This is a genomic window from Telmatocola sphagniphila (genome assembly GCF_018398935.1).
GTDB lineage: Bacteria > Planctomycetota > Planctomycetia > Gemmatales > Gemmataceae > Telmatocola > Telmatocola sphagniphila.
The window spans coordinates 37,180-52,861 of record NZ_CP074694.1; the positions used below are offsets into that span (position 1 = coordinate 37,180).

The window sequence follows — 15,682 nt, forward strand, 5'->3', positions numbered from 1 at the left end:
CGACCACTTACCAAAGAGATCTTGCCGACCAAGCCGCGATGACATTCCTTGAATTGGAAGACGGCGGCGAGAGAGTCCAGCGTGTCACAACTGCATTTTGGGACAAAGGTGGCCGATTGGCGGCTTCGGACACTTGGGAATTGACGCAAGAGCATGGAGCGGAGTTGATTCTGGATGAAATCATGGCCCCTTCCGATCTGGCTATGAATCGGTGGAGACTTGCCTATGAAATGAACGACGATCAGATCGATTTTTCTACAACACTTTTCTCTCGAAAGCTTGATCGCCCTCCTGCGAGGCTAATACTTTCCTCGACGGAAGCCAAGTGGCTTCGCACTCAATCGAAAGATTCGCAAGCGTTCGACTTGTGCTGCCAGATGCTGAAGGAAATGGATATTATCGTACTGCCGTAGATTGATACATGATCGCCCAGTACAAAAATTAATCCCGAGCAAGCTGTGACCGGAGTTCGGCTTGCGGTTCCCGTGATCGGCATCGAGCGAACGAAGAAGCCCGGCAGCCGCACACTGCCGGGCTGTATCTGTGTCGATCAGCCCGCCAACCACTTGGAACGCCAGCACTTCCGCTCGCCTCGCTCGCACGATTGGGAGCGTCGTGGGAATCGCCTGACAACGTGACCAGCACCCTTATCGACCACTCCGACTGCCTACGGCGAGTTGCAGAAGTCGTGTGCCAAAGTGCCAATCATCGAAATCGAAGTGCTAAATCTTCCGAAGGGACTCCTGCCGGGCTTGGGCCTCCTCACCTTTGCGTTCCCTTCTTTTCAAGGGACTCCAACTGCGAACTCGTCCAGGCTCAGACATCACTGTCCGTCAGCCGCTCGACGGCGGTGAGGAAGTCGTAATCGAGGGTGAGCAAGAGGTCGATGTTGTTGAAGTTTTTTTGGCAGTCGAAGCAGTGGGCGAGGTTGTTGCGTGGGTTGACGGTAGCCCGCATTTCGCCGCAGTTGGGGCAGAGGAAGCGGAAGTAGCCTTCGCTCATTTTCGAAGGTGGCCCATCGGCTCCCAGCGTGGCGATGGTGACGGGCATGGGCAAATCGTTGCGAATGCGGCGTAGGTGTCCCGAACCGAATTCTGGTCGCATTTGTAGCCGAATTAAAGCTGTAGGGATTTTGGCATTTTGAAGGGTGTTTTGCCGAATTCCGGGGAATTTTGGAGCGGTCTGATGACCGAGACCGGGGTGTTGCGATGGGCCGGCGTAGTCCGGCACGAGGCGCTGCCGTTCTCCGTTTATTGCCGAAGTGGTCCAAGAATTTTTGCCGCGAGAAGGCGTGTTCGGCTTGTACTCTCCGCCGAGGAGGCCACAATATAACGGTGCGATCGAAGCGGGCATAGGATCTTTGAAAAGTCGAATCGAACGTAGAGCTGCCTGGGAAGGCCATCCGGAAGTGTGGAACGCTGAGGATGTGGAGGCGGCTCGACGGGAAGCCAATGCCTTGGCTCGACCGAGAGGAGGTCTGGGTCCTACTCCCGAGACGCTTTGGAAAAGTCGGGAGAGAGTCGCAACAGAATCTCGCGATCAGTTCCGAGAGCTTGTTGAAATCCATCGGAACCGAGCTATGGAGGAGGAAGGAAAATCTCCTTCGGGAGTGTTGCTCGAGCAGGAAGCTCGCCGTATGGATCGAATTGCTTTACGCCGTGCTCTCGTCGATCACGGCGATCTTTTGTTCAAGAGAGGGCCAATTCCTCTAGTAATTAAATCGCAAAAAACGGTAAATATTACGTGCGGAGTACACTCGACAGACGCGTGGCCAAGCAATGACTTGTACTATTTACATGCAACAAGATGCAAAATTGATTGTCGCTTGAGGATTTGAGCATGACAGTTCCCGCAAATATGAAATTTGTCGTAGGCAGCATAATTAATTTACGAAGCAATAAACTGCAGATGGTTTTCCTGTTTAGCATCATTATGTTTATGAATTCATCCGGAGGTTATTCACTTGAAGCGCAAGACCTTAAAGCTCCTCCTCCTTTAAATCCTCAGGAAAATATTAATTTAAATATCAAACTAAATTCAGAGTGGATTCGCGAATTGGAGAACACATATGAAAGTCATTTGGTCTCCAAGTCGCGTGTTCGCTCTTCTATCTCTGAAATAACAGAAATCGGTAAAAACCATGCTCTGTATACTCACGCCTTAAAATTAGATTATAATTACTGCATTCAAGAAGCGAATTATGGAACTGCACTTGAAATCGCAAATAAATTAATGGAGCATGATCCAAATAATTCTAATTATGAAAATTTAAGGGAGTACGCAAAACTTCATGTGACTCCTCCAAGCTTAAACGAATGGAGAAAAATTGTTGACCGGGCGTTATTAAGGAATCAATTTTCAGACAGTGAATTATTTAATTTAATAGTTGGCTCTTGCCTACTCAAAGATACAAAACTTATCAAGCACTTTATCTCTGTGAATGCGTTTGATAAAGACGTACGGCTTGTAAGCTTAAAAGGTTATTTAAATTATGCAGTTTTCAATGACAATAGAAAAGCTATATCATTATTTAATCGTGCATTATCTGATGGAAGCGGAGATTGCCTTCAAAGTTTTGCGTTACGATATCGCTCACAATTTTGGGGGCTATCAGGCGACTCAGATAAAATGATATTTGATCTTGCACTTGCAGTAGCAACCGATCGAGATTCGAGTCGAAATAAATTTGATTCATTAACTTCTTTTTTTTCGGACCCAGTAATCTTTTTTCAAAAACCAATTATGTCGTCAATATTAGCGAATGCGGAGCATACTACTTTCGAAGAAGACTTAAACTTTGAAAGGAAATCTATTTGCCTAATATCCGCACTGATTAAAGCACGATATTTCGAGATTGCTTACGATAAGGTTAAACAACTCGAAATGTTTTCAACGGAATCGATTTATCCCTCAATTCTTCGATACAATCTAGCTCTCGCAGAAGGCAAACAAGAACTGGCAATAAAAATATTAGAGACGGAGCGTTTAAAAGCAAATTATCATGAGTTTTGGGATGCTTTGTTAATTGAGAACTGGATACATAACGAGCAAATTTATGGGGCAAATAAAGAAAAGGCACTTTTAATTGTAAAAAAAGGCTAAATGTTGTACAGTCATCCCAGAGATGGCCTTTATACGAAAAGCTTTTATCAAATGACGCCAACAGAAGTTACGTTCTCAATCAAATAAGCAAATTGAGACAATTTGATCTAGAAAAAAATGTTTTTATTCAAGATCAGATGCCATATACTTGGCTTCTTGATCCAAAAAGTGTTGTTAACTGGGCACCTACCAAGCCATATAATAGTTCCAAGATATCTATAGAACGTAATAGCAATCTTCTCATTGAGATGTCGCAAGAAGCCGACTACATTCTGGGCCCTTGGCAAAAAGCGCTGGATCTGGCGCAGGAAAGATTAGACAATCCGGATGTGTCCGACCAAGATAAATATTATGCTCTACGTTGTCTAATATTTACATACATTATTTATGGTCATGCAGGTAAATATACTGAAATACAGATCACGAAAATGCTATCTGAACTTAATCCCAAATTAGAACAACCTTCATTAGTTCATTATTGGTATTTTAATGTGTTTAGAGGGCAAAAAACAGACGAAGCCTTAGATTTTTGGAAGAAATTTACAATTAGTTTTAAAAATTATCCACAAGGCCATGCATCTTATATAGCCGCGCTTATTAATTCAGGTCATCTTTCTGAAGCAGATAGTTTGATTAGAAAAATCCCAGCTGAACATCGAGATATTATTGAAATCAAATTAGCTGAAGCGCTCTATAAAATTCGCACGTCAAAATATGGAGAAGCATATAACATACTTAAAAAAGTTGAACTTGAGCCAAAATCGCTTTCTTGCGCCAAACAACACGCATTGTATAAGTGCGAACTATGCATCAAAGATAAAAATTACGACGGCTGCTTAGTCGAGTGCGCCTATCTCTTAAAATTAGCCTATTGCGACAAGCAATTGATATACATTTCGTTCAAGTATGCACAGGAGGCTTTCGAAATGAAAGGAAAAAATACGCTTTCATATTTAACCGCTTGTCAAATGTTAAAAATTAAGGAAAATGATTCATATGCAAAAGAAGCGATTCGTAATTTGGTCGAAAAAATCAAAGCTCAGCTTCACTAAATATCGTTTTGTATTTAGAGATTGTACCCGTTCACACTTTCTCAGAAATTTAAAGAGCGATTAGACTGGTGTGATGAAGCAAGAAGGAATCTTGCCAACGGAACTTCGCAGTCGCATCCCCGAGGATGTTTTTCCCGATTTGGAAGCTTGGATTGCTAAACGTTTTATGGAATTCGGTCAAATTTTAGCTCAGTACGAGCAACGCATCGCTACTTGTCCCGAATCGAATTCTGGTCGCATTTGTAGCCGAATTAAAGCTGTAGGGATTTTGGCATTTTGAAGAGTGTTTTGCCGAATGCCAGGGAATTTTGGAGCGGTCTGAGGGCCGAGGCCGGGGTGTTGCGATGGGCCGGCGTAGTCCGGCACGAGGCGCTGCCGTTCGCCGTCTATTGCCGAAGTAGTCCAAGAATTTTTGCAGCGAGAAGGTGTGTTCGGCTTGTACTCTCCGCCGAGGAGGCCACAATATAACGGTGCGATCGAAGAGGGCATTGGATCTATGAAAAGTCGAATCGAACGTAGAGTTGCCTGGGAAGGCCATCCGGAAGTGTGGAACGCTGAGGATGTGGAGGCGGCTCGACGGGAAGCCAATGCCTTGGCTCGACCGAGAGGAGGTCTGGGTCCTACTCCAAAGGTGCTTTGGAAAAGTCGGGAGAGAGTCACGACAGAATCTCGCGATCAGTTCCGAGAGCTTGTTGAAATCCATCGGAACCGAGCTATGGAGGAGGAAGGAAAATCTCCTTCGGGAGTGTTGCTCGAGCAGGAAGCTCGCCGTATGGATCGAATTGCTTTACGCCGTGCTCTCGTCGATCACGGCGATCTTTTGTTCAAGAGAGGGCCAATTCCTCTAGGAATTAAATCGCAAAAAACGGCAAATATTACGTGAGGGGTACATGGATAAATTTTTGGGAAAACACAGACACACGCTCACTTTTTGGGTTTCCAGTGACAGGAACATTCGTTGGAAAAGCGGAGAATTATTATATTTCCGCTGATGAATTTAAGAACAACAAACCGAGGCTTGACCCAACGAAAGGTCATGTCCATATTTTGTATCTGAACGATCTTTACAAAAACTAGAAAGAGCAGTCAAAAAAATAGCAGATGCCGCTTTTGCTGCAGCGAATGGACTTTAACTTAGAGGACCTTACAATACCTCTCTTTGTCCATTGAAAAGCGCCTAAAACCTAAGCTTAGTTAGAACCTCTTATTCCAACTTGATTTGAAGCGACAACAGCTCTATCACATGGTAATTTTTATGACGAAGATTTTACAATTATTTGCACTTGCATATCGCCATATAAAAGTGCAAATTGCGAAAAAATATGTTATAGCTTTTCTTGTAATCTCTTGGTCATGCCAGAATACTTACGCGCAATATTTGCCTAAATCTACTTTTGAGACATCGGAAGAATTGTTTTTTTCAGGTGCTCAAACTTGGGATAAATATGTTGTAAGCTATGGAGGAAATGATTCTTGTGGGTGTGTGCAAATTCATGATTCAACTACTTTGAAGATTGTCTCAATAACAAAAAAACTTCCTGCGATGGTACGATCTATCGCTATCAATGCAAATCCTTTCATGATAGCAGTTGGTCAACTCGATGGTTCGCTATATATACTGGGAAAAGATCTCTCGATAATAAAAAAATTAACCAAGGCACATGTTGGCGCGATCCGTTCAGTTTGCTTTGAACATAAAGGCAAATCACTTTTGTCTGCTGGGGAAGACAAAATAATAAAAAAATGGCCAATCGATCTTAGCAAAGAACTTGGACAATTAAAGGATCACAAGCAAGCAATCAACTCAGTAATTTGTATACCGAATGAGAACATCATTCTCTCGGCTGACGAGGGAGGAGAGATTAAAGTGTGGAACGCTGAGGATATGAAACTAATCCTTAAACCAGCGTAGTTTTTTGGAGAATTGTTTCGATTTATCGAAGAAAGCTCGAAATCCTTTTTGTTTTCTGCGGTTTGTGTAAGTAACCGCTTAACAAATCGACAGTCGCAAAAAGGAGTTTCGAGTGAATGTTATTTTCGGACGTTGGTTTCAAAAATGCAAGAGTCGAATCGAACGTCGCCTGGCTAAGCGAGAGGCCGCGATGACCTTCGCTCCTTCTTTCGACGCCTCCAACATTCATTACGAAGTCTCCGAACGCGTGGGGGCGATCAGTTGCGGAGGCCTCGGGGCCATGCACCTTCTGGCCCGGCGTATCGGACTGATCGACGACATCGACGAGAAGCTGCATCTGCTCCAATTTCAAAGGCCTTACTCGGAATCGGACCACGTGTTGGCCATCGCTTACAATTCCCTTTGCGGGGGTACCTGCCTGCAAGACATGGAACTGCGTCGCACGGACGAAAACTTTCTCAACGCCTTGGGCACTCAGCGTTTTCCCGACCCGACTACTTCGGGCGACTTTTGTCGACGCTTCGATAGTGGCAGCATCCAGGCTTTGATCGACGCTTTCAACCAGACCCGTTTACGCGTCTGGTCGAAGCAACCCGATTCCTTTTGGGAATGCGCGAAGATCGACGCCGACGGCAGCTTTACCCAAACGCGTGGCGAGCGTAAAGCGGGGATGGACATCAACTATAACAGAGACTGGTGTTACCACCCCCTGGCGGTGACCCTGGCCAACACCGGTGAGACGCTGAGCATCGTCAACCGTCCCGGCAATCGCCCTTCGCACGAAGGGGCCGCGGTCGAACTCGACCGGGCTCTTTTGCTGTGCCTTCAAGCGGGCTTTCGCAGGATCGTCTTTCGCGGCGACACCGATTTCTCGCAGACCACTCGCCTCGACGGCTGGGATGCCAACGCCAAGGTACGCTTTTATTTCGGCTACGATTCGAAGCAAAACCTCGAAGCAATCGCGGAAAAACTGCCGGAAGCGGCTTGGCACAAGCTCGAGCGTCCCGCGCAATACTCGGCGAAAGCGAAGTTGCGACACCGACGGGAAAACACCAAGGAGCGGATCGTCCAAGAGCGGGAATTCGTAAATGTGAAGTTGATCTCCGAAGCGGTGGCCGAGTTCGAGTACCAACCGACCGCTTGCCGAAGGGCGTATCGCCTGGTGGTGATTCGCAAGAATCTTTCCGTGGAAAAAGGCGAATCCGTTCTGTATCCGGACGAACGCTATTTCTTCTACATCACCAACGACCGGGAGTGCACGGCCGCCGAAGTCGTCTACGAAGCCAACGATCGCTGCAATCAGGAAAATCTGATAGCGCAGCTCAAGGGCGGTTGCCGGGCCTTGCACGCGCCGCTGCACGATCTGGAAAGCAATTGGGCGTACATGGTGATGGCCTCCCTGGCCTGGAACTTGAAAGCCTGGTGGGCCTTGACGTTGCCGGAAACTCCCGGTCGCTGGCGGGAAAAGCATCGGGACCAGAAGCAGTCGGTTTTGAAAATGGAATTCAAAACCTTCCTCAATGCTTTCATGCTTCTGCCTTGTCAGATCGTCCGGAAGGCCGGCCGCATCGTCTATCGATTGCTCGGCTGGAACCCGCACTTGCCGATCTTCTTCCGACTACTGAAAGCACTGAGGTGCTGATCGTTCGACCGACTGAAGTCGGGATCCGGATGTCCCGATCCGATAAAACGCCGAGAGCTATTCGCGGAAAGGAAGAATGTTTGAAAAATAGAAGTATGCGTTCGGCCGAGCGAAAAGCTCCGGCGCGGAGGACTCATCGAACTATCTCGCTAAAACTCCCCACGGAATTGGCATCAAAAACTTCGCTTGTTTAAGGACTAATTAGATCTTTTGTCGGCGAACAAGACTATATTCACAATCTCGCCATTATAAATGGTGCTCAAATCGCTTGCGTGACGAAAAATGGTCATCTTCAAAAATGGGATTTTATGAAAGGAAAACTCATCGACAAAACAGATCTTAAGGAAAATTGTCTATGTCTCCATTATAATAAAATGAAAGATCTGTATATTGTTGGCGCTCAAAATGGTGATCTAATATGTATAGGCAGCGACTTCTCAAAAAAACCATTTATACTCAGTGATAATCATTGGTATAAAACAGGTATTTCGACAAATGAAGATTGTTCAATCATATTCTCTACCAGTTTTGAAGGGTTTTTAGTGAAGTGGGAGTTTTCGAAGAATTAATTATTTAGCGTTACGAATAGTATTAAAAATATGGTCAATTCGTAACCGTGCTGTGAAATGCGTACTTTGCTAGTCTGGAGAGTTTCTTTAACGGAGACTTTCCATGCCTCGATGTCCCGAACCGAATTCTGGTCGCATTTGTAGCCGAATTAAAGCTGTATGGATTTTGGTATTTTGAAGGGTGTTTTGCCGAATTCCGGGGAATTTTGGAGCGGTCTGATGACCGAGACCGGGGTGTTGCGATGGGCCGGCGTAGACCGGCACGAGGCGCTGCCGTTCGCCGCGAGCAGCAGAGGTTCGTAGAGGAACGGGCTTCCTGCGACTGATTACTTTTTGGCTTGTCGGGTTTGATATTCGTTGAGCCAGCGTTCGAGTAAATCGACGGCGGTGAGGAAGTGTGGACAGTGGGTCAGTTTGAGCCGTTCAGCGATCGAACTCCATTCCTCCTCGCTGCGGTAAAACCGCACCTCGCCCAAGGAGTAAGCCTCAGCAAAATGGAAAAGGAAAATTGTACAGACACGAGGCGGGGTAGGAGCGAGGTACGATTTATCACCGATCAAAGACGGCGGGGAAAAACCGACTTAACAGGTCAATTCCCTTACCAAATTCGCAGCGTAATCGACGACTGGCAATTCAATAACTATTCGGCTATTCGAATTCCAAAGTGCGATCAAACCGCGGAAAAGGACAGGTAGTAATTTCAATTCACGGGATTGTTTTCAATCGATTTGATTCTGGAAATAGCCCATCCATACGATGGGCATGGAAACGAAAAGCATCCCTTGTTTGGTCAAGAAAATCACTAATCGCTCGGAGATGGAGAACCGACGCCGTTTGGGCGTTCAATTGATCCTCGAAGGCCATACTATAAAGCAGGTTTCCGACATGCTCAAGGTTTCGACCCGCAGCGTGGATAATTGGATCTCCTGGTACAAAAATCAAGGGGAAGCCGGACTCAAGGCTCTCAAGCATCCCGGACCGAAATCCAAGCTCCGCCCAGAGCAAATTCAAGAAGTTTGCTCGTGGCTGACCCGTGACGCGACGGAATTCGGCTTCCGCACTCACCTGTGGACTTCTCGGCGAGTCGTCCAACTCATCAAGGAGAAGTTCGATATCGATTATAATGCCAATTACTTTTGCGATTGGTTACGCAAACAAGGTTTCTCCCCGCAAATGCCGGGCAAGAAAGCCGTCCAACGCGACGAACAGAAAATTGCCGATTGGCCGAAAACCGAGTGGTCCCGAATCTTAAAAAAGGGGATCGCCAGCGGGCGCATATCGTATTCATCGATGAAACCGGACTGAGACTGGCTCCCCTCTTGCGACGCACCTGGGCTCCCAAAGGCCTGCGACCTTATCTCAAACAAAAAGCCGGTCGCCGTCAGAAAATCTCGATCATCGGAGCTCTAACCCTTTCTCCGAAAACGCGAAAACCCAATCTGTTCACCCACTCCTTGCCCAACGGCAGCTTCAAGTCGAAGGAAGTCGCCGCCTTCTTACGCGAATTGCTCAAACACCTCCGCGGCCAGGTCATCGTCATTTGGGACAACGGACCGATGCACAAAGGGGAGGCGATGCGAAAATTGCTCAAACAGAATCCTCGGCTATCGCTCGAATGGCTACCTCCTTATGCTCCGGAACTCAATCCCGTCGAACAACTCTGGAGCCATCTCAAGTTCGGGCACTTCGCAAACTGTATTCCCAAAGATCTTGGAGAACTCGAAGAGGAAGCGTTTGAATTCTTAACAGAGGTCAAATTCAAACCGCAAACCTGACAATCTTACTTGAGGCAAACTCCCCTCGGTGAATTGATACCCAATTTAGCCGCCTGAGAGGGAGTAAGTAGGAGTGTTGGGCGCGTTGAATTGCAAAATAAAGAAGAGCATGCTGACTTTGACGCAGCCGATCATGGTTTATGGTCCCACTTATCAAGTTACTTTGACTTAGTGTGAGGATATTCCTTAAATCCTTACAGATTGTACGATCTCATATCCATTCCGGCATTTCTACAGTTTTTTCGTTTCGTTCGTTACCCGTATTCAAGGTGGAACTGGGTTCGAACAGCAGCACATGAACCTCCTGCTCGGCTACGGGACGATGCATGACTCCCCGCGGGACGATCAGAAACTCGCCTTCCTCCAGCCAAAGCTCCCTTTCGGGAAGATCCATTCGAAACCGCCCCTGAACCACCAGAAAAAGTTCGTCCTCGTCGTCGTGTTTGTGCCAGACGAATTCCCCCTGGAACTTGACGAGTTTTACGTGCTGACCATTAAGTTCGCCGACAATTCGAGGATGCCAGTGGTTACTGAAAAGAGCGAGTTTTTCCATTAAATTGACTTTTCGAATTTCAGCCATGGGAATTCTCTGTAGGGTATTCGCACACTCAGTTTGCCCATTGTTTGCGAGTCGACGGACACGGAACTGGGTTCTCCCGGCCACCCATCTATGATGTATTTTGTAGCGCCCTATTTGGATTGCGAAGGAGATTTTTGATATGAATACTCAAGCCCGTCGGGGATTTTGGAGAGAAGCGATCGCTTTGGACGGGTCGGTGACTCCGCAGGTTGTGCCTCAAGTAGTCTTCTTTGGAGTGCTATCTGGCTTGATTTGTCTGGCGGCCTGGTTGGCCGGTAAATATGACGTCGATATTTCTCTAGCGGTTACTCCTTTTGAGTTGGCAGGGGGAGTATTGGGATTGCTCCTGATTTTAAGAACCAATGCCGGGTATGATCGCTGGTGGGAAGCCCGGAAGCTTTGGGGAGGGATCGTCAATCAGTCGAGAAATCTCACCATAAATGCGCTGAGTTACGGGCGTAACCGCTCACACCTCGTCCTGAGATTATCGGGAATTGCTCTTGCGCTGGGGAATTAATTATCTCATACTCGGGGCATGGAGTCTGTCAGCGAAGAATGGCTTGTTCGCCAAACGCCGGAAGTTCAGGCTGTGCTGCGGATTCTTTTGAACCGCATCGCCGAACTGGAAGCGAAGCTCGGCAAGGATTCCAGCAACTCTTCGAAGCCGCCTTCAACGCAACATCCCCACGCCAAGCTTTCGAAGCAAGCCCAAAAGAAGGCCAAACGGAAGTCGGGCGGCCAACCGGGGCATCCCAAACACGAACGCTCTTTGGTTTCCGCACACGAGTGCGACGGCGTCATTGTTTGTTTACCGGCCGAATGCCGCCGTTGTGGCGAACCTTTGAACGGAACAGATCCCCAGCCTTTGCGTCATCAGGTCTGGGAGATTCCCGAAATCAAGCCTTCGATTACGGAATATCAACTCCATCGTCTGCGCTGTTCGTGCGGCAAGACCACCTGCGGAGAATTACCCCCAGGCGTGCCTGTCGGAATGGCCGGGCCTCGATTGGTTGCTTTGTCCGCTTTGTTGATGGTCTGCTTCCGGCTCTCCAAACGACGCTGCGCCTGTTTCTGGAACAAATCCTGGGTCAGGAGGCTTCGGCTTCCTGGATGATCAAACTGCAGAACCGAGCCGCCGAAGCCTTGCAAGCCCCCTACCAGGAGTTGGCCTTAGCCTTGCCTGGGGAAGCGGTCCTCAACGGCGACGAATCGCCCACCAAAGAAGGGCTCGCCAAAGCCTGGACCTGGACTTTTGTAGCCGCGACTTTCAGCGTCTTCGCTCTCCGCACCAGCCGCAAAGCCCAGGTGGTCCTCGAATTCCTGGGCGATTCATTTACCGGCGTTCTAGGCTGCGACCGGGCCAAGATGTATTGGGCTTTCGGACGCTTGCAGTGGTGCTGGGCTCATTTGCTCCGCGACTTCCAAAGCCTCATCGATCGCCCCTGTCCGGTCGCTCGACGCTTAGGACACGACTTGCAACGACAGACTCGGGCGATGTTCGAACTCTGGAATCGCGTTCGGGACGGAACCCTCAGCCATAAAGCGTTCGGCGAACAAATGATCCCCATACGAAGCGAAGTCGAAGCCTTGCTCTTGCGAGGAAAATTCGATCCGAAGCTGCGTGGCTTTTGCTCCGAACTCTGGAAATACCGGGCTCGGCTTTGGACGTTCGTCGATGTCGAAGGAGTAGAGCCCACCAATAATGCCGCCGAGCGGGCTTTGCGGCCCGCGGTCATTTGGCGGAAGTTATGCTTTGGAACCCAATCGGCCCAGGGGAGTCGGTTCGTTGAACGAATGCTGACCGCGATCGAAACTTGTCGTCAGCAGAAACGGAACTCATTCGCCTGGATGACTCAAGCGGTACAGGCTCACTTTGCCCAAGAGAAAGCCCCTTCTCTCTTGGCCAGGGCGTGAGTTATTACGTTACGGGCCGGCCGATACAGAATGGCGCTTCAAATTCGTTCACTGGATCGCAGTTTTTCCCTACGTCGCCCGGCATAGCCTTCGAAAGCAACAGCCGGAAGCCGAGGTGCTGAAACTCGTGGGGCCGGAACAGACTAAACGACTTTCGGAAGCGAATCATATGCCCGTTTACGTGGCCTTGCAGCTGGCGGATTTACTGCGGGAAGGTTGCGAGAAATTTCAGATGGATCGTTTTGCTTTTCTGCAAATCGATAAAGAACGCGCCCTCTTGATCGACCACATTGGGGCCTGCGAAAGGATCGCCAAGACGCCGCTGCCCATAGTCTATTCAATCAAGATTCGCCGATTCCTTTTGATGTTTCTCCTCTCCTTACCGTTTGCCTTACTGCACCGGGTCGAAGCCGACGCCATCGTACCTTTCATCACCATGCTCGTCGCCTATCCGCTTCTTTCGCTCGATCAGATCGGCGTTCAACTCGAGAATCCCTTTTCGCCGGAGAACCTCAGCCATCTTCCCTTGCGGGAGATCTGCATGACCATTGAAGGCAATGTTTTGAGCCTCTTAAAAGCGGTGCCGACGAATTCCCTGGTTCCGAGTCTCCCAGAGAATGAGGAATTCCCTGCAGGTCGTGCCGGGCTATCTCCTAAATCTTCTGAAAAGTAATTGAATAAAACTGAGGGTACTATTGATTACGGACCGTTTCGTTATTCGTTGAAAGCCACGATGCAGACTTCCCGCTTGTCCGCCTGGTTATTTCTGTTTTCTTTGAGCTTGAGACGGCAATTTCGCATCGGCCAGATGGTAGCCATTGCTCTGGGGCTGCTGATCCTCCTCACCATTGTGGTCGGCTTCATCACCCAGCGTCTGGGTTGGGACAGCCTGAATCTCAGGCTGCTCCGCCACGACCCCCGCCAACTCGGCTGGTTCGCCGGCGGTGCGATCTTCCCCTTGATCGAAGAAACCAAACACATGAGTAATCTGCGGGCGGAGACTCTACCGGTCGCGGTATTCACGCGATGGGTGGTGTTTTTTCTCTATCTGGGATTTCTGATGCCGCTCTGGAGCCTCAGTTTTGCCACGGCGGCCGTCGGGACCGATCGGGAAAATAAATCGCTGATCTGGTTACTGACCCGGCCGCTTCCACGGTGGAGTATATATCTGGCGAAATTTCTTGGGGTACTGCCTTGGTGTGTGCTCCTGAACCTCGGCGGCTTTGCCACGCTCTGTCTGGCCGGGGGAAGTGTTGGCCGACAGGCTTTCGTTCTTTTCTGGCCGGGAGTGCTGGCGGGCAGTATTGCTTTTGCGGCTCTGTACTCCCTGATCGGAGCCATGTTCAGTCGGCCAGCCGTGGTAGGTATGCTCTATGCGTTTTTCTTCGAAACGATTCTGAGCGAACTGCCGGTGCCGGGAACACTGAAACGGCTGAGCATCAATTATTACGTACGCTGCCTGATGTACGATTCCGCGGAATTAAAAAATATCCCCACCGAATCGGGATCTTTGTTTGTGCCATTGAGCGGAACGACCACTTGGTTGGTAATTGTGAGTGCTACAATACTATTAACCGGCTTGGGGATGTGGGTATTCTCCCGCTTTGAGTATCGAGACGACGGCTAGTTTTCGGAGTAGGTTCAATGCCGAGTTTGGACGACAGCACCCTGGTGGCTATTCCTCCCCTTCATGGCAATCAGGGAGATCGGGACGATGCCCATTCTCCCAGTGGCCCGTTGGGTCCGACTATCGCGATCAGCCGGGAAGCCGGGGCGCGGGGGGAAACGATTGCCCGCCGGGTCGGCAAGAAGCTCGGCTGGGATGTCTACACCCGCGAACATCTCGAATTTTTGTCCTCCAATGAAAATGCACGCAGCGAAATCACCAACGACATTCCGAAGAAAGCTCAGGCCTGGTACGAGAAATATCTCTATCGCCTCGAACGCGAGGGGATGACGAACAGCAGCGAAAAACCGTACCCCATAGCCTCGCTAATACTGGCCCTGGCTTGTCGCGGCAACCTTCTGATCGTCGGTCGGGCGGCCGGGTATCTCCTACCAAAGCGGACGACTTTACACGTCCGTATTGTCGCTCCCCTGGATAATCGCATAGCTTACATGGCTCAATACCTGCGTATGAATAAAACCGATGCGGCCGACCAGGTCCGCAAACGAGACGAACGGCGCATCGAATTCCTCAGCCAGCACAACCGCCGCGATGGCCAGCAGTACGACTTCGATCTGGTTCTCAATTCCGCGGAGCTGGGTGAAGAACTCTGTGCGGAGCTGATTGTTCATGCCCTGAAAGCCAAACAAAAACAGTTCGAAACGGAAAAGTAGTCCGTCCGTTATGGCAGCCACTTTCGCGCAGTTCGAAACTCAGGTCCTATTCCGCCAACCGACCTTGGCTTTCGTGCTCGGTTCGGGCATGAGCCATGTTCCAGCCGGCTTCCAGGAAGAATCAGCCATCTCTTTTGCCGACGTCCCCGGCTTGACCGGTAGTTCGGTAAAGGGCCATTCCGGCCAGATTGCTCTGGGAACTTGTGTCGATCGCCCGATTCTCCTGTTCCGTGGCCGCCTACACTACTATGAAGGCCATTCCTGGGAAACTGTCGGCAGACCGGTCACCATGGCCGCGGGCTGGGGAATCCAACATCTCATTCTGACCAACGCAGCCGGGGGGATTCGCCATGATCTCAATCCCGGCAGTTTGATGGCTTTGACCAATCATTTCGGCTGGCTGTCTCCGACGGCCTGGAAAACACAAGTGAACTCGGGTTCCCCGCGCCCGTCGATTTATTCGCAGAGGTTAATCGCATTAATGGTCGCGACCGATCCGGAAATTGCCCAGGGGGTCTACGGCGGAGTGACCGGGCCCTGTTATGAAACCCCGGCCGAGATCCACGCACTACACGCGGCGGGTGCCGATGCGGTGGGGATGTCCACAGTTCACGAGGCGATCACCGCCCAGGAACTGGGAGTAGAAGTCGGGGGCTTATCGCTGATTACCAACAAAGCGGCCGGGCTCACGGGAGAGAAGTTGAATCACAAGGAAGTGCTGGAAACGGCCAAGAAACAGGAATTGCGCTTGTCGAAGCTAATCGAAAATCTCTGCCGATCAATCTGAGCGGCAGAG

Annotated in this window: 21 protein-coding genes; 18 read left to right on the forward strand and 3 right to left on the reverse strand. The window is 49.3% G+C overall.

Annotated features, from left to right (window positions below; translation table 11 throughout):
* The first annotated feature begins 38 nt into the window (after window positions 1-38).
* A complete protein-coding gene (locus KIH39_RS00210) occupies window positions 39-413 on the forward strand; it encodes a hypothetical protein (RefSeq protein ID WP_213497271.1) in 375 nt (124 codons plus the stop codon).
* A 45-nt stretch (window positions 414-458) separates the two neighbouring features.
* A complete protein-coding gene (locus KIH39_RS00215) occupies window positions 459-638 on the forward strand; it encodes a hypothetical protein (RefSeq protein ID WP_213497272.1) in 180 nt (59 codons plus the stop codon).
* A gap of 178 nt (window positions 639-816) precedes the next feature.
* Here the strand turns inward: KIH39_RS00215 and KIH39_RS00220 are convergent, their stop codons facing one another.
* Window positions 817-1,104 carry a hypothetical protein gene (locus tag KIH39_RS00220; RefSeq protein ID WP_213497273.1) on the reverse strand — a complete coding sequence of 96 codons (288 nt, stop codon included), beginning with the start codon at window positions 1,102-1,104 and terminating at the stop codon, window positions 817-819.
* Between the two features lie 187 nt (window positions 1,105-1,291).
* Here KIH39_RS00220 and KIH39_RS00225 point away from each other — a divergent pair, with 187 nt between their 5' ends.
* From KIH39_RS00225 to KIH39_RS00255, 7 genes are all read left to right on the forward strand, one after another.
* The gene (locus tag KIH39_RS00225) at window positions 1,292-1,837 is read left to right on the forward strand and encodes a hypothetical protein (RefSeq protein WP_213497274.1); all 546 of its coding nucleotides are present in this window, start codon (window positions 1,292-1,294) and stop codon (window positions 1,835-1,837) included.
* Window positions 1,838-1,839: 2 nt separating this feature from the next.
* A complete protein-coding gene (locus KIH39_RS00230; RefSeq protein WP_213497275.1) occupies window positions 1,840-3,102 on the forward strand; it encodes a hypothetical protein in 1,263 nt (420 codons plus the stop codon).
* Window positions 3,103-3,239: 137 nt separating this feature from the next.
* On the forward strand, window positions 3,240-4,154 hold the full coding sequence (locus KIH39_RS00235) for a hypothetical protein (protein ID WP_213497276.1): 915 nt from the start codon (window positions 3,240-3,242) through the stop codon (window positions 4,152-4,154).
* A 70-nt stretch (window positions 4,155-4,224) separates the two neighbouring features.
* Window positions 4,225-4,434, forward strand: coding sequence for a hypothetical protein (locus tag KIH39_RS00240; protein WP_213497277.1), 210 nt, complete (start codon window positions 4,225-4,227; stop codon window positions 4,432-4,434).
* A 216-nt stretch (window positions 4,435-4,650) separates the two neighbouring features.
* Entirely contained in the window at window positions 4,651-5,037 is a 387-nt protein-coding gene (locus tag KIH39_RS00245; protein ID WP_213497278.1) for a hypothetical protein, read from the forward strand.
* Window positions 5,038-5,409: 372 nt separating this feature from the next.
* Window positions 5,410-6,066, forward strand: coding sequence for a WD40 repeat domain-containing protein (locus KIH39_RS00250; RefSeq protein WP_213497279.1), 657 nt, complete (start codon window positions 5,410-5,412; stop codon window positions 6,064-6,066).
* Window positions 6,067-6,178: 112 nt separating this feature from the next.
* Window positions 6,179-7,708, forward strand: a complete 1,530-nt coding sequence (locus KIH39_RS00255) for an IS1380 family transposase (RefSeq protein WP_213493945.1) — start codon at window positions 6,179-6,181, stop codon at window positions 7,706-7,708.
* A gap of 895 nt (window positions 7,709-8,603) precedes the next feature.
* Here KIH39_RS00255 and KIH39_RS00260 read toward each other — a convergent pair.
* Entirely contained in the window at window positions 8,604-8,744 is a 141-nt protein-coding gene (locus KIH39_RS00260; protein WP_213497280.1) for a hypothetical protein, read from the reverse strand.
* Window positions 8,745-9,039: 295 nt separating this feature from the next.
* On the opposite strand from KIH39_RS00260, the gene KIH39_RS00265 reads away from it, so the two are divergent.
* Window positions 9,040-9,582 carry a helix-turn-helix domain-containing protein gene (locus tag KIH39_RS00265; RefSeq protein WP_213497281.1) on the forward strand — a complete coding sequence of 181 codons (543 nt, stop codon included), beginning with the start codon at window positions 9,040-9,042 and terminating at the stop codon, window positions 9,580-9,582.
* Window positions 9,498-10,052, forward strand: a complete 555-nt coding sequence (locus tag KIH39_RS00270; protein ID WP_213497282.1) for an IS630 family transposase — start codon at window positions 9,498-9,500, stop codon at window positions 10,050-10,052. The genes KIH39_RS00265 and KIH39_RS00270 overlap by 85 nt, the downstream gene beginning before the upstream one ends.
* A gap of 211 nt (window positions 10,053-10,263) precedes the next feature.
* Here KIH39_RS00270 and KIH39_RS00275 read toward each other — a convergent pair whose 3' ends face one another.
* Window positions 10,264-10,632: a cupin domain-containing protein gene (locus KIH39_RS00275; protein WP_213497283.1), complete on the reverse strand. Its 369-nt coding sequence runs from the start codon at window positions 10,630-10,632 to the stop codon at window positions 10,264-10,266.
* Window positions 10,633-10,771: 139 nt separating this feature from the next.
* On the opposite strand from KIH39_RS00275, the gene KIH39_RS00280 reads away from it, so the two are divergent.
* From KIH39_RS00280 to KIH39_RS00305, 7 genes are read left to right on the forward strand one after another with little or no spacing between them, the layout of a single operon-like run.
* Window positions 10,772-11,149: a bestrophin family ion channel gene (locus KIH39_RS00280; RefSeq protein WP_213497284.1), complete on the forward strand. Its 378-nt coding sequence runs from the start codon at window positions 10,772-10,774 to the stop codon at window positions 11,147-11,149.
* Between the two features lie 18 nt (window positions 11,150-11,167).
* Window positions 11,168-11,746, forward strand: coding sequence for a DUF6444 domain-containing protein (locus KIH39_RS26480; protein ID WP_246539438.1), 579 nt, complete (start codon window positions 11,168-11,170; stop codon window positions 11,744-11,746).
* On the forward strand, window positions 11,743-12,546 hold the full coding sequence (tnpC, locus tag KIH39_RS00285) for an IS66 family transposase (RefSeq protein WP_246539439.1): 804 nt from the start codon (window positions 11,743-11,745) through the stop codon (window positions 12,544-12,546). Before KIH39_RS26480 ends, tnpC begins: the two co-directional genes overlap by 4 nt.
* Complete coding sequence (locus tag KIH39_RS00290; protein ID WP_213497286.1) at window positions 12,506-13,219, forward strand: bestrophin family protein; 714 nt, start codon at window positions 12,506-12,508, stop codon at window positions 13,217-13,219. The genes tnpC and KIH39_RS00290 overlap by 41 nt, the downstream gene beginning before the upstream one ends.
* A gap of 60 nt (window positions 13,220-13,279) precedes the next feature.
* Window positions 13,280-14,173 (forward strand): ABC transporter permease, encoded by an 894-nt coding sequence (locus tag KIH39_RS00295; protein WP_213497287.1) that lies wholly within the window; start codon window positions 13,280-13,282, stop codon window positions 14,171-14,173.
* Between the two features lie 17 nt (window positions 14,174-14,190).
* Window positions 14,191-14,886 (forward strand): cytidylate kinase-like family protein, encoded by a 696-nt coding sequence (locus tag KIH39_RS00300; protein ID WP_213497288.1) that lies wholly within the window; start codon window positions 14,191-14,193, stop codon window positions 14,884-14,886.
* A gap of 10 nt (window positions 14,887-14,896) precedes the next feature.
* Window positions 14,897-15,673, forward strand: coding sequence for a purine-nucleoside phosphorylase (locus KIH39_RS00305; protein ID WP_213497289.1), 777 nt, complete (start codon window positions 14,897-14,899; stop codon window positions 15,671-15,673).
* Window positions 15,674-15,682 lie beyond the last annotated feature (9 nt).

What these genes read in the sequence shown, in the direction of transcription:
- KIH39_RS00210 (WP_213497271.1), top strand. Translation starts at nt 39, where the DNA reads ATGACATTCCTTGAATTGGAAGACGGCGGCGAGAGAGTCCAGCGTGTC.
- KIH39_RS00220 (WP_213497273.1), bottom strand. Translation starts at nt 1,104, where the DNA reads ATGCGACCAGAATTCGGTTCGGGACACCTACGCCGCATTCGCAACGAT.
- KIH39_RS00230 (WP_213497275.1), top strand. Translation starts at nt 1,840, where the DNA reads ATGACAGTTCCCGCAAATATGAAATTTGTCGTAGGCAGCATAATTAAT.
- KIH39_RS00235 (WP_213497276.1), top strand. Translation starts at nt 3,240, where the DNA reads ATGCCATATACTTGGCTTCTTGATCCAAAAAGTGTTGTTAACTGGGCA.
- KIH39_RS00245 (WP_213497278.1), top strand. Translation starts at nt 4,651, where the DNA reads ATGAAAAGTCGAATCGAACGTAGAGTTGCCTGGGAAGGCCATCCGGAA.
- KIH39_RS00250 (WP_213497279.1), top strand. Translation starts at nt 5,410, where the DNA reads ATGACGAAGATTTTACAATTATTTGCACTTGCATATCGCCATATAAAA.
- KIH39_RS00265 (WP_213497281.1), top strand. Translation starts at nt 9,040, where the DNA reads ATGGAAACGAAAAGCATCCCTTGTTTGGTCAAGAAAATCACTAATCGC.
- KIH39_RS00275 (WP_213497283.1), bottom strand. Translation starts at nt 10,632, where the DNA reads ATGGCTGAAATTCGAAAAGTCAATTTAATGGAAAAACTCGCTCTTTTC.
- KIH39_RS00280 (WP_213497284.1), top strand. Translation starts at nt 10,772, where the DNA reads ATGAATACTCAAGCCCGTCGGGGATTTTGGAGAGAAGCGATCGCTTTG.
- KIH39_RS26480 (WP_246539438.1), top strand. Translation starts at nt 11,168, where the DNA reads ATGGAGTCTGTCAGCGAAGAATGGCTTGTTCGCCAAACGCCGGAAGTT.
- tnpC (WP_246539439.1), top strand. Translation starts at nt 11,743, where the DNA reads ATGATCAAACTGCAGAACCGAGCCGCCGAAGCCTTGCAAGCCCCCTAC.
- KIH39_RS00295 (WP_213497287.1), top strand. Translation starts at nt 13,280, where the DNA reads ATGCAGACTTCCCGCTTGTCCGCCTGGTTATTTCTGTTTTCTTTGAGC.
- KIH39_RS00300 (WP_213497288.1), top strand. Translation starts at nt 14,191, where the DNA reads ATGCCGAGTTTGGACGACAGCACCCTGGTGGCTATTCCTCCCCTTCAT.
- KIH39_RS00305 (WP_213497289.1), top strand. Translation starts at nt 14,897, where the DNA reads ATGGCAGCCACTTTCGCGCAGTTCGAAACTCAGGTCCTATTCCGCCAA.